This is a genomic window from Tabrizicola sp., assembly GCF_022842145.1.
In the GTDB taxonomy this organism is placed as follows: domain Bacteria; phylum Pseudomonadota; class Alphaproteobacteria; order Rhodobacterales; family Rhodobacteraceae; genus Tabrizicola.
The window spans coordinates 181,269-193,284 of the sequence record NZ_JALHQD010000002.1; the positions used below are offsets into that span (position 1 = coordinate 181,269).

Below are 12,016 nucleotides of genomic sequence, written 5' to 3' on the forward strand. Positions count from 1 at the left end.
CACGGATTGGCCGGTCACTCCGGCGGAAGGAGCCAGAGTGCCTCGGGCGGGAGCGAGATCGTCAGATCGGTCCCGGGCACAAGCTGACCGGCAAGGTCCGGCGTGGTCAGGGCCTGCAGCGCGGTTCCGTCCACCGTCAGTCCAACGCGGGTCTGTGTTCCAAGAAAGGTGACAAAGTCGATCCGGCCGGTGCGGGGATTGGCACCGGGGCCAAGTCGCAGCGCCTCGGGGCGGAGGGTGAGGATATGGTCGCCCTGGGGCGCGCCGGGGGGCAGGGTCAGCGGACCGATCGGACACTGGAACAGTCCACCCTGGGACCGGCCGGGGATGAAATTCACCCCGCCGAAGAACCGCGCGACGGCAAGCGAGGCGGGACGCCGGTAGAGGTCCTCGGGCGGGCCGTGCTGGGCCAGGCGTCCGTCCAGCATCAGCACGATCCGGTCGGCAAGGGCGACGGCCTCGGCCTGGTCATGGGTGACGACGAGGGTGGTGATCCCGGTTTCCTGCTGAAGCGTCCGGATCAGCGCGCGCATCTCGTCGCGCAAGGAGGGGTCGAGGCTGGACAGCGGTTCGTCCAGAAGGAGGACCTTTGGCTGCAGGATCAGGGCGCGGGCAAGGGCGGCGCGCTGCTGCTGGCCGCCGGACAGGGCGGCGGGGCGGCGGTCTCCAAGCCCGTCCAGCCGGACCCGCGCCAGCATGGCGGCGACGCGTTCCGCGATATCGGTCTGGGGCAGGCGCTGCATCCTGAGGCCGAACCCGATGTTCTGGGCGATGGTCAGGTGCGGAAAAAGCAGCGGGTTCTGGAACACCATCGCGATGCCGCGACGCTCGGGCGGCAGGGTGGTGATCGGGGTGCCGTCCAGCGCAACTTCACCCGCATCCGGGGAAAGGAGGCCCGCGATCAGCTTCATCGTCGTGGTCTTGCCGCAGCCCGAGGGACCAAGAAGCGCGGTCAGGCTGCCACTGTCCACAGTGAGGTCAAGCCCGTGCACGGCGGCCTGCCCCACACCCGGGTAGGTCTTGCGCAGGCCATGCAGGGACAGCGTCGTCACGGGTGCAGCCTTTCGGTCAGGGCCGCGCCTCGACCGGTGATCCGGCGGGCGGTGACGGCGAGGATCATCAGGCCCGGCAGGATGTAGAGGAGCGCGATGGCGGCGGTGATGTCGTTGCGCCCGGCGCTGGCGAAGCTGAAGAGAAGAAGGGGCAGGGTCTGGACCCTTCCGCCGCCGATGGAGAGGGTCAGCAGGTACTGCGACCACGACACGAGGAAGGCGAAAAGCGCACCGACCATGAGGCCGGGCAGGATGGCGGGCAGGGTCACGTGGCGGAAGGTCTGCCACGGGGTCGCGCCAAGGCTGCGGGCCTGATCCTCGAAGGCGGTGTCGAACCGGGCGAAGACCGCGGCCATGACCAGCGTCATGTAGGGCAGGACCGGGACGAGATGGGCGAGGATCACGCCGGGGATGGACCCGGCCAGGCCCAGGCGCAGGAGGATGCCGTGCAGGCCGAAGACGACGGCGATGCCGGGCAGGAGCGCGGGCGCGAGAAGCAGGAGGAAGACGAGGCCACGCCCGCGGAAGCGGTATAGCCCCAGCGCCCGTCCGGCGGGCAGGCCGACAAGGATGGCAAGCAGTGTCGTGGCGCTGGCGATCAGGGTGGTCACGGCGAAGCTTGCCAGCACTCCCGATGGCGGCGAGAGGGCATAGGCCCAGGCGTCGACGCCCACCTGGTCGGGCAGGAGGGCGGGAAAGCGCCAGCCCCGGGCGACCGACCAGCCGACAAGGGGCAGAAACGGCAGGACCAGGAAGACCGCCAGCGCCAGTCCGGCGAGGGTGCGGAGGTTAGCGCGCACCGGCCCCGCCTTTCGCCAGCATCCGGCCATAGACCGCCAGAAGCGCGCAGCCGATCAGCGCGATCACGACGGCCATCGCCATTGCCTCGGGCCGAGTGGCGAGGTCGGTGTCGGTCGAGGCCTGCCAGGCCAGGACCGGAAGCGCCTTCGGGGCATGGGCGCCAAGGATCAGGGGAACCTCGTAGGCGCCGAAGGCAAAGGCGAAGACCAGGGCCGAGGCAGCCAGAAGGCTGGGCATCAGGAGGGGCAGCAGGACATGCCGGAAGGCCTGCCAGCGGGTCGCGCCAAGCGAGCGGGCGACGGCTTCGTGATCCTCACCAAGGGTTTGCATGTTGGCCAGCAGGATTAGGGTGATGAAGGGCAGCTCTTTCCAGACGTACAGGAGGATGATGCCGATGCCGTAGGGGTCCTGGGTCAGGATGGGAAACTCGGCCGGGGTGGTGATCAGGCCGGCGGCATGGGCAAGGCGGGCGAAGCTGCCGGATTGGGAGAAGAGGTAGAGGATCCCGATGGCGCCGACGATGTGGGGGACGGTCAGGTTCAGCTGGACGAGAAAGCTGATCACCGCCCGGCCGGGGAAGGTCTGGCGAAGGAGGAGCGCCGCCGCCAGCGCAAGGACGGCCGCGATCAGCGTCGAGGCCGCCGCCACCCAGAGCGAAAACGCGAGGGAGGCCAGGAAGCCGGGCGCGGTCAGGATGGCGGCATAGGCGGCGAGGTCCGGCTCGGTCAGGCCAAGGGCGGGCATGTAGCGGAAGGACCGCAGAAGCGTGAGGCCGAGCCCGGTCAGAAAGAGCCCGCCCAGCACCAGAAGGGCGGGGGCAAGCAGGAGGGCAAGGCGGGTGCGGTCGGTCACTCCGGGGCCTTTCGGGGCGGGTCATTGGGCAGCTTGCGGCAAGGCGGTGCAGGGAGCAAGCGGGGGGGGGCGGGTCATGCGTCTGGGCGGACGATGTGGGGCGCTTGGTTGGGGGAGGGTCCGTTCTGTGGTGCTGCTGGGCGGCTCGTCGATGACTTCGTCACTCCTCGCGGCCGGGGGGACGGGATGCGGGCTGCTTGTGCAGTGCGGGTGGGCATTGCTTTGCGGTCGACCGGATGCTCGTCGAATGACTTCGTCACTCCTCGCGGGTGGCCGCGAGGAGGACGTGCGTCAAACGAGACGCGTCAGTTGCCGACGTTTGCGGTCCAGCCCTTTTCGATGGCGGTCAGCCAGTCGGCCTGCAACTCGGGCAGGGCCGCCTTTGCCAGTTCGGCGGCCGGGACCACGGAGGGATGGGTCTTGATCGCTGCGAAGCCGTCCTGAACCTCGGGCGTTGCGCGGCTGACCTCGATGGCGGGGGCGGCGCCCCAGACCTCGGGCTTGGCCTTTTCCAGCTGAGCCTCGCCAGAGAGAAGCAGGTTCTGCACCACCATCGCGGCGGCCTTGTTGGGCGAGTTGTACGGGATCAGGGTGTAATTGGTGTTGCCGATGGTGCCGTCGGTCAGTCCGAAAGACCGCGTCGTGTCCGGAAAGGTTCCGGCCTGCACGGCGAGGCCGAACTGGGCGGGGTCGTAGTCGAAGCTGAAATCGACCTCGCCGTTGGCGAACAGCTCGTTCAACTGGGTGACGGTGGTGGGGTAGGTGGCCCCCTCGCGCCAGAGGAAGGGCTCGATCTCGTTCAGAATGGCCCAGGTCTTCGCCGCGGTCTCGTCGAATTTGGCCTGGTCGAAGGCTCCGAGCAGGCTGTCCGGCCCACCGGCGGCATGGATGAAGACGTGGCGCAGGAAGGCCGAGCCGGTGAAATCGGGCGGCGCGGGATAGGTGAAGCGACCGGGGTTGGCCTTGATCCAGGCGATCAGGCCGGCCATGTCGCGCGGTGGGTCCGCCACGACGGCGCTGTCATGGGCGAAGGCGAACTGGACCGTGTTCCAGGGCACCTCGCAGCCGTCCACCGGCACGCCAAAATCGTTGGCGATGGCGGGGTTCTCCCAGTTGACCAGCGTGTCGTTGGGCAGAAGTCCGGCGTAGCCGCAGAATACGAGGTCGGCCTGCTTCATCGAACGGAAGTTCTCGCCGTTGATCCAGATGAGGTCGACGGACCCGGTGTCCGTGACCCCGGCCTCTTTCTCGGACAGGACCTGGTTTACGATGTCGGCGGCATCGGTGATCGGGACGCGGTTCAGGGTGATGTCGTAGTCCGCGCGCAGCCGGTCGGCGACATAGCCCGAGACATAGGCGTTGATCGTGTCCGACCCACCCCACATGAACCAGTTCACCGTGCCGCCGCGGGCCTGGTCCACGATCTGGTCCCAGGACATCGCCTTGAGGGCATTGCCGTCGGCCGTGTCGGCAAGGGCGGAGGTGGAGAAAAGGAGAAGGGCGGCAAGGCTACGCAGCATAGTGGCTCCAGTGTCGGGACTGGCGTCCATCAAGCCGATAACCGGTTGAAATGCCAGTCACATGGCCGTTGGCGAATTGTAACGGAAAGTGGCAGCCCGTAGGGGAGTCGAACCCCTCTTACCTGGTTGAAAACCAGGTGTCCTAACCGATAGACGAACGGGCCACTGGCGCGCGTGGTATAGAGACACGCGGCAAGGCGCAAGGGGTCAGCCGTCGATCTTGGCGCCCATGATCGCGATGGCCTGCTGATAGACCTTCGCGGCGTTCCATTGCTTGATGACGGCGAAGTTCGCCTCGCCTTCCTGGTAGCCTTTGCCCGGCTTCCAGCCCTTCCGGTTCAGGAAGTTCGCGGTGGTCGCCAACGCATCGGCCTGGTTGTAGAGATCGACGACGCCGTCGCCGTTGCCGTCCACGCCGTAGGTATAGGCATTGCCCGGCAGGAACTGGGTGTGACCAAGCTCGCCATGCTTGGCGCCGACGGTGTTGGGCGAGATCATGCCCTTGTCGACCATCTTCAGCGCCCCGATCAGATGCGGGCGGAAGAAGTCGGACCGGCGGCAGTCATAGGTCAGCGTGGCGATGGCCGCGACTACGTTGGTGTCGCCCATGAAGCCGCCAAAGCCGGTCTCCATCCCGTGGATCGCGATGATGACGCCAGCGGGCACGCCGTAGGCGGCTTCGAGGCTGGCATAGAAGTCGGGGTTCTTGGCCTTGCGGCTGCGTCCTTGCGACACGATCGTATCGGCGCCGCGGACGTTCAGGAACTTCTCAAGGCTGTACTTGAAGCTTTTCTGGTTGCGATCCGCGCCGATGGTCGCCTTGGAATAGGAGGTCGCCATCAGCGCCTCGATCCCGCGCTTGCCGACGCCTTCGGCTTTCGCTTCGGCGGCCATCTCGGACTTCCAGCCCTCATATTGCCCGCCGGTATCGCTGCAGCTGGCCGCATGTGACACGGAGGGAACGGCGACGAACAAGGCGGCGGCGCAGACTCGGGACAGAAAACTTAACATCAGGCACCTATTCTTGGAATTTGGGCCAATCTATTGAGTGCCCGGCAACAATCAAGCACGCCTTTGTGAGGAGGCACATGCATCGTCTGACATGTTGGTGAAGTGGCAGCCCGTAGGGGAGTCGAACCCCTCTTACCTGGTTGAAAACCAGGTGTCCTAACCGATAGACGAACGGGCCACGCTGTCGGTGGGGCGGTGTGTAGATTCTGTGCGGTGGTTCCGCAAGAGGAAAAATGCGTTACGCGGGCGCGGCGTCGTCGAGGCGCAACTGCACCCGGGTGCGGCCGTTCCAGTGGTTCAGTTCCAGCTTTCCGGCCAGATGGAAACGCCGGTGGCCCGCGCCTTCCAGAGTGGTGCCGAGCGGGCCGTCGAAGGCCCCGAACGCGATGGCGTCCAGCGGCGGACCCGAGCCGTCGGAGACCGCGATCTTCAGATGGCTTTCCCCGATCCGGCGACAGGTGACGGCGGCGTTGGCGAAGGCAAAGCGCGGGGCCGGGGCGGCCTGACCGAAGGGGCCGGCGTTCTCGATCTCCTCCAGGAGCTGGACCGTCGCGGCGGAGGTGGCGAGAAGGCCGTCGATCCTGAGGTCGCGGGGGCCGGACACCGCTGCACCCTGACGGGCAAGGAGGTCACCGAGGCGGGCCATTGCCGGGTCCAGTTGCGCGCGGGTCAGGGTCAGCCCGGCGGCCATCTTGTGCCCGCCGCCCTTCTGGATCAGCCCTTCGGCCGCGATGCGCTGGATCGCGGCGCCAAGGTCGACGCCGGGGATCGACCGGGCCGATCCCTTGCCGATATCGCCCTCGAAGCCGATGACGACCGAGGGGCGGTTCGCGGCCTCTTTCAGGCGGGCCGCAACGATGCCGACGACGCCGGGGTGCCAGCCTTCGGCGGCGGCCCAGACGAGGGGGCCCTCCAGGCCACGGGCCTCGGCCTGGGCAAGGGCCTCTTCGCGGACGCGTTCGGTGATCTCGCGGCGTTCGGTGTTCAGCTGGTCAAGCCGGGCGGCGATGCGGGAGGCTTCCATTTCGTCGTCGGTGGCCAGAAGCCGCGCGCCGAGGTCGGCTTGGCCGATGCGGCCACCGGCGTTGACGCGGGGACCGAGGAGGAACCCCAGCGAATAGCAGGTCGGGGCCTGGTCCATCCGGGCGATGTCGGCCAGTGCGCGCAGGCCGGGGCGGTCGCGGCGGGCCATGATTTTCAGGCCCTGGCGGACAAAGGCGCGGTTGACGCCGGTCAGGGGGGCGACGTCGGCGACGGTGGCGAGTGCTACGAGGTCAAGGAGAGCCATCAGGTCGGGGACGGTCTGGCCCTGGGCCTTCAGGCGGCGGTTGGCCTCGACCAGGACGAGGAAGACCACTCCGGCGGCGCAGAGATGGGCGAGGGAGCCGTCCTCGTCCTGCCGGTTCGGGTTCACGACGGCAAGGGCTGCGGGAAGGGTTTCCAGGGCAAGGTGGTGGTCGAGGATCACGACGTCGGCCCCCTTGGCCGCCGCGATGGGCTCGTGGCTGAGAGTGCCGCAGTCGACGCAGAGGATGAGGTCGTGGGCCGCGGCAAGCTGGGCCATCGCGGGAACGTTCGGGCCGTAGCCCTCGTCGATGCGGTCGGGGATGTAGAGCGTGGCCTTCAGGCCGAAGGACCGGAGCCAGATCAGAAGAAGGGCTGCGGAGGAGCCTCCATCGACGTCGTAGTCGGCGAAGATCGCGATACGCTCACGGCGCGCGACGGCGCGGAGCAGGCGGTCGGCGGCGGGGGCCATGTCCTTGAGCATCAGGGGGTCGGGGAGAAGGTCACGGAGAGCGGGCGCCAGGAAGGCGGGGGCATCCTCGGGCGCGATCCCCCGGGCCGCGAGGATGCGGCAGAGGGGGAGGGGAAGGCGGGTCTGCTGGGCCATCCCTTCGGCCAGGCGGTCAGATTCGAGGTCGGGGCCGACCCAGCGGCGGCCGGTGAGGGAGGCGGCGACGTTCAGGAATGCGGTCATGCGGGAAGGGGTGCCGCAAAGGGCGGGGCAGCGCAAGGGGGTGGAAAGCCGCCACGCTGCGCCCGTGCCGTTCAGGGGGTGGTGACCCTCATCACGAAGCCACCCGTGGGCTCGCCAGGTCCGAAGGGGCCGGGGACGTCGTTGGTGACGGGGGGCAGCGACTTCAGGTAGGTGGCGATGGCCTGGGCGTCCTGATCGGTCAGCGCGGCATAACCCATCCACGGCATTGCGGGCGCGAGATGGCTGCCATCGGGGCGGACACCGGTGCGGATGGCGGTGACGATCTCGGCGTCAGTCCAGGATCCGAGGCCGGTCGGATCGGGGGTCAGGTTCGGGCCGAGGAAGGTGCCAAGGCCGAGGATCTCGAAGCCCACGTCGGAGCCGCCGAGGAAGCGGCTCATGTCGGGCTGGCCAAGGAAGTGGCCGGGGGTATGGCAGTCGGTGCAGCCCATGATGGTGACGAGGTACTGGCCGCGGTCCGTGTCCTGCGCCTGGGATGCAAGCGGCAGGAGGGCGAGGATAAGGGCGGTGAGGCGGGTCATGTCTGGCTCCTGGGGGGATGGGCGCCCGGTGCTGTCCGGGCGCCGGGGTGGGTCAGGCGGCCACGGCGTGGTCGAAGACGAAGCGCAGGTTGAACTGCGCGGCGATCTGGCCAATCCGGTCCATGCTGGCACCCGGTTCGCCTGCGACCGCGGGGAAGAAGCCCTCGAACCCGCCGGGGGTCATGACGACCATCAGGCGGCCCATCGTATCGCCGACATTCTGGAAAGTGTGGACCGAGCCGCGCGGCACGCAGATCACCCCGCCCTCGGTCAACTCGACGCGGGAGCCGTTGCACCAGAAGGCAAAGCGGCCTTCGAGAATTCGGAAGAATTCTTCTTCCTTTTCATGGACATGGAAGGGAGGGCCTTCCCCTGCGGGAACCTCGGCCTCGAAACAGCCGAGGCTCCCGCCGGTCTGCTCCGCGGTAATGCGGATGATGTGGCGTCCGAAGGCGAGGGCCTCGGCCCCGTCGCCGGAGTGCGAAAAGGCAGCCTTGTCGAATTGGGTCATTGTCTGTCTCCTGATAGAAAAAACCGTTGCGAAATCGCTTTGGTGGGGGCGGTATAATCGGAACGAACCGCAGGGATAAATCCTGTGGACCAAGCATCATTGTCTGGATGAGCTGACGAATGAAGACGGTGGACCCCCTGCACGGTGTGGCGGCTTTTCTGGCGGTGGCCGAGCATGAAAGCTTTACCGCGGGTGCAGCGGCACTGGGGCTGACGCGCGCCACGGTCAGCGCGCAGGTGGCGGACCTTGAGTCGCGGCTGGGGGTCCGGCTTTTGCACCGCTCGACGCGAAACGTGCGGCTGACCCCGGCGGGTGAGGCTTACCGCGCGCGGTTGGTGGACCTGCCCGGCCGGATGGTCGAAGCGGAGCGCGCGGCGCGGGCCGAGCAGACGGCGCCGGAAGGGCGGCTGCGGGTGACGGCGCCACCTGATCTAGCGATGCGTTTCCTGGTGCCGTGGGTGGCGGAGTTCCTGGCCGCGCATCCCGGCATTTCCATCGAGATGGAGCTGTCGAACGCACCCCGCAACCTGATCGAAAGCCGGTTCGACCTGGCGATCCGGGGGACGCTGGACGTCGGGCCGAACCTGATCACCCGGGCGCTGGGGCGGTCGCGGCTGCATAGCTGCGCGCGGGCGGATTATCTGGCGCGGCGCGGGGTGCCCGAGGCACCGATGGGCCTGGTGGGGCATGATCTTCTGCATTTCTCGGGCCTCAGGCAGGGGCGAACCTGGACCTACCTGCGCGGGGAGGAACGGGTGGATGTCCCGATCTCGCCCCGGATGGAGCTGTCGGACGGGTGGGCGCTGCGGGCGGCCGCGCTGGAGGGGGTGGGGGTGGTGCAGCTTCCGGCCTTCATCGTCGGGCACGACCTGCGCGAGGGGCGGCTGGTCCCGATTCTGGAGGGCTGGCAGGGCCGCCCGGTGCCGCTGCACGCGGTCTATCCGGACAACCGCCTGATCGCGGCGAGGGTCAAGGCTTTCGTGGCGTTTCTGGCCGGGAAAGCGAAGGGGGAGGCGGACCTGCAGGCGGAGTGAACGTGGGTCCCAGCCCTGCCTTTGCGGGATGGTGGGCAGGATTGCCCACCCTACCCGGGTCGGACCCGGCTGACGGAAACTGCCTTACCGAACCGGGGTCTTGTAGGTCATGCGGCGGATCGAGCCGGACTTGGAGCGCATCAGGATCGTCTCCAGCGTGACCCAGCCGGGATCGCGCCGGATGCCGGCCAGAAGCGAGCCGGAGGTGACGCCAGTGGCCGCGAAGATCACGTCGGCGCGGACCAGATCGTCGCGGGTGTAGACCCGGTCGAAGTTGGTGATGCCGGCCTTGCGGGCACGGGCCTTTTCATCCTCGTTGCGGAAGAGAAGCTTGCCGTAGAACTGGCCGCCCATGCACTTCAGCGCAGCGGCGGCGAGGACGCCTTCGGGTGCGCCGCCGGAGCCCATGTACATGTCGATGCCGGTCAACTCGGGCTCGGCGCAGTGCATGACGCCGGCGACGTCACCGTCGGTGATGAGGCGGATCGCAGCACCGGTGGAGCGGACTTCGGCGATCAGGTCCTCATGCCGCGGGCGCTCAAGGATGCAGACCGTGATGTCCTCGGTCGAGCAGCCCTTGGCGGCGGCGAGGTTGGACACGCGTTCGGAGGGGGTCATCGACAGGGTGACGGTGCCGGGCTTGTGGCCGGGCCCGATGGCCAGTTTCTCCATGTAGACGTCGGGGGCATGGAGAAGCGTGCCGCGCGGGGCCATGGCGATCACGGTCAGCGCGTTCGGCATATCCTTGGCAGTCAGGGTCGTACCTTCGAGGGGGTCTAGGGCGATGTCGACCTCGGGGCCGTTGCCGGTGCCGACCTCTTCGCCGATGTACAGCATCGGGGCTTCGTCGCGTTCGCCTTCACCGATGACGACGACGCCCTTGATGTCGAGAAGGTTCAGCTGGTCGCGCATCGCATTGACGGCGGCCTGGTCGGCTGCCTTCTCGTCGCCGCGACCGATCAGGCGGGCGGAGGCGAGGGCCGCGGCCTCGGAAACGCGGCCGAGGCCGAGGGACAGGAGCCGGTCCTGGAAGTTCAACTTTTCTGACATGGGTCCCCCGGGACGTTCGCGCGCTTTTGTCCCGTGTAGCCGGGGGTCAGGGGCGCGGCAAGCGTGGTGGCGCTAACGGGGGTCAGACTTCCTCGATCCGGATCGCGACGGGGTCGCCCACCAGCACGCCGGTTGCGGCGAAGCGGGTCATGGCATGGGCGACGTCGTCGGGGGCCGCCTTGTGGGTGACGATCAGGACGGGGGCGTTCGCGCCCTGGTGGCCGTACTGGCGCATCTGGTCGATGGAGACGCCGGATTCGCCGAGGCACGTGGCGATCTTGGCCAGCGCGCCGGGTTTGTCGAGAAGTGTCATGCGAAGGTAGTAGGGGGCGGGCGTGGCGGACTTTGCCGGTTGGGCGGCCACAAGGGTCGAGGCGGGCTGGCCGAAGGTCGGCAGACGGAAGCCGCGGGCGATGTCGATGACGTCGGCCATGACGGCGGAGGCGGTGGGGCCCATGCCGGCGCCGGGGCCGCGCAGAACGATCTGGCCGACAGAGTCGCCTTCGAGGACGACCATGTTCGTACCGCCCTGAAGCTGGCCGAGCGGGCTGTCGGCGGGAACGAGACAGGGGGTCATGCGCTGCTCAAGCCCGCGCCCGGTCATCTGGGCGACGCCAAGCAGCTTGATGCGGTAGCCCATGTCTTCGGCCAGTCGGATGTCGTCGATCGAGACATTGCCGATGCCCTCCAGTTCCACGTCATCGAAGGCGACGCGGGTTCCGAAGGCGATCGAGGCGAGGAGCGCAAGCTTGTGGCCCGCGTCGATGCCGCCGACGTCGAGGTTGGGGTCGGCTTCCAAATAGCCGAGCTGTCGGGCTTCCTCGAACACGGCTTCATAGGGCAGGTTTTCGGACTGCATCCGGGTCAGGATGTAGTTGCATGACCCGTTCATCACGCCCATCACGCGCTTCATGCGGTTGCCGGCAAGTCCTTCGGTCAAGGCCTTGATGACGGGGATGCCTCCTGCGACAGCAGCCTCGAAACGGAGGGCGAGGTTGGCGGCCTCGGCGGCTTCGGCAAGGGCCTGGCCGTGGTGGGCCAAAAGCGCCTTGTTGGCGGAGACGACGTGTTTGCCTGCAGCGATGGCGGCCTCGGTCGCGTGTTTGGCGGGGCCTTCGTGGCCGCCCATCACCTCGACGAAGACGTCGATGTCGGGGCGGCCGGCCAGAGCGACGGGATCGGTTTCCCAGGCGTAGCCGGAGAGGTCGGCGTCGCGGTTCTTGGTGCGGTCACGTGCGGATACGGCGGTAATGACAACCGGGCGACCGGCGCGGGCGGCGATCAGGTCGGCATGGGTCTGCACGATCTTGACGACACCGATGCCGACGGTTCCAAGACCGGCAAGGCCAAGACGCAAGGGGGCGGCGGACATCGGGGAACCTCGGGCAGATTAGGGCTGACGTCTGTTAGCCGGAAGCCGGGCGAGGTGCAACGCTGTCAGGGAGCGGCGTTGGGGATTGCGGCCGCGCGGGCCTTGAGCCGGGCGGCGCGGGCCGCGACGGCAGGGCCCGGGTCGGTCGTCTGCGCTCCGGCCTGGGCAAGCAGGTCGTCGATCGGCAGCAACTGCGGCGGCGGGCCGGTGTCGGGACCCATCGCGTCGATCTCGGGGAAGGGGGCGCAGCCGAAAAGGCTTGCGGCAAGGAGAACTGGAACAGTCAGGCGCAT

Annotated in this window: 12 protein-coding genes and 2 tRNA genes; 1 reads left to right on the plus strand and 13 read right to left on the minus strand. The window is 68.0% G+C overall.

The window, feature by feature from the left end; genetic code table 11:
• Nucleotides 1-14: 14 nt before the first annotated feature.
• The 10 genes from Q0C42_RS05955 to Q0C42_RS06000 form a co-directional block, all read right to left on the minus strand.
• Nucleotides 15-1,052: an ABC transporter ATP-binding protein gene (locus Q0C42_RS05955; RefSeq protein WP_295073389.1), complete on the minus strand. Its 1,038-nt coding sequence runs from the start codon at nucleotides 1,050-1,052 to the stop codon at nucleotides 15-17.
• Nucleotides 1,049-1,852 (minus strand): ABC transporter permease, encoded by an 804-nt coding sequence (locus tag Q0C42_RS05960; protein WP_295073392.1) that lies wholly within the window; start codon nucleotides 1,850-1,852, stop codon nucleotides 1,049-1,051. The genes Q0C42_RS05955 and Q0C42_RS05960 overlap by 4 nt, the downstream gene beginning before the upstream one ends.
• On the minus strand, nucleotides 1,842-2,705 hold the full coding sequence (locus Q0C42_RS05965; protein ID WP_295073395.1) for an ABC transporter permease: 864 nt from the start codon (nucleotides 2,703-2,705) through the stop codon (nucleotides 1,842-1,844). The genes Q0C42_RS05960 and Q0C42_RS05965 overlap by 11 nt, the downstream gene beginning before the upstream one ends.
• Before the next feature lie 305 nt (nucleotides 2,706-3,010).
• On the minus strand, nucleotides 3,011-4,225 hold the full coding sequence (locus Q0C42_RS05970; protein ID WP_295073398.1) for an ABC transporter substrate-binding protein: 1,215 nt from the start codon (nucleotides 4,223-4,225) through the stop codon (nucleotides 3,011-3,013).
• Nucleotides 4,226-4,314: 89 nt separating this feature from the next.
• A tRNA-Glu gene (locus Q0C42_RS05975) sits at nucleotides 4,315-4,389 on the minus strand.
• Between the two features lie 43 nt (nucleotides 4,390-4,432).
• Nucleotides 4,433-5,236: a lytic transglycosylase domain-containing protein gene (locus Q0C42_RS05980; protein ID WP_295073401.1), complete on the minus strand. Its 804-nt coding sequence runs from the start codon at nucleotides 5,234-5,236 to the stop codon at nucleotides 4,433-4,435.
• A 103-nt stretch (nucleotides 5,237-5,339) separates the two neighbouring features.
• Nucleotides 5,340-5,414, minus strand: a tRNA-Glu gene (locus Q0C42_RS05985).
• 60 nt (nucleotides 5,415-5,474) lie between these two features.
• Nucleotides 5,475-7,214, minus strand: a complete 1,740-nt coding sequence (gene recJ, locus Q0C42_RS05990; RefSeq protein ID WP_295073403.1) for a single-stranded-DNA-specific exonuclease RecJ — start codon at nucleotides 7,212-7,214, stop codon at nucleotides 5,475-5,477.
• Nucleotides 7,215-7,285: 71 nt separating this feature from the next.
• Nucleotides 7,286-7,756: a cytochrome c gene (locus Q0C42_RS05995; RefSeq protein WP_295073406.1), complete on the minus strand. Its 471-nt coding sequence runs from the start codon at nucleotides 7,754-7,756 to the stop codon at nucleotides 7,286-7,288.
• A 52-nt stretch (nucleotides 7,757-7,808) separates the two neighbouring features.
• Entirely contained in the window at nucleotides 7,809-8,267 is a 459-nt protein-coding gene (locus Q0C42_RS06000) for a cupin domain-containing protein (protein ID WP_295073409.1), read from the minus strand.
• A gap of 119 nt (nucleotides 8,268-8,386) precedes the next feature.
• Here Q0C42_RS06000 and Q0C42_RS06005 point away from each other — a divergent pair, with 119 nt between their 5' ends.
• The gene (locus tag Q0C42_RS06005) at nucleotides 8,387-9,301 is read left to right on the plus strand and encodes a LysR family transcriptional regulator (protein WP_295073412.1); all 915 of its coding nucleotides are present in this window, start codon (nucleotides 8,387-8,389) and stop codon (nucleotides 9,299-9,301) included.
• Between the two features lie 84 nt (nucleotides 9,302-9,385).
• Here the strand turns inward: Q0C42_RS06005 and glpX are convergent, their stop codons facing one another.
• The 3 genes from glpX to Q0C42_RS06020 form a co-directional block, all read right to left on the minus strand.
• On the minus strand, nucleotides 9,386-10,351 hold the full coding sequence (gene glpX, locus Q0C42_RS06010; RefSeq protein WP_295073414.1) for a class II fructose-bisphosphatase: 966 nt from the start codon (nucleotides 10,349-10,351) through the stop codon (nucleotides 9,386-9,388).
• An 82-nt stretch (nucleotides 10,352-10,433) separates the two neighbouring features.
• On the minus strand, nucleotides 10,434-11,723 hold the full coding sequence (locus Q0C42_RS06015) for a homoserine dehydrogenase (RefSeq protein ID WP_295073417.1): 1,290 nt from the start codon (nucleotides 11,721-11,723) through the stop codon (nucleotides 10,434-10,436).
• A gap of 65 nt (nucleotides 11,724-11,788) precedes the next feature.
• Entirely contained in the window at nucleotides 11,789-12,016 is a 228-nt protein-coding gene (locus tag Q0C42_RS06020) for a hypothetical protein (protein ID WP_295073420.1), read from the minus strand.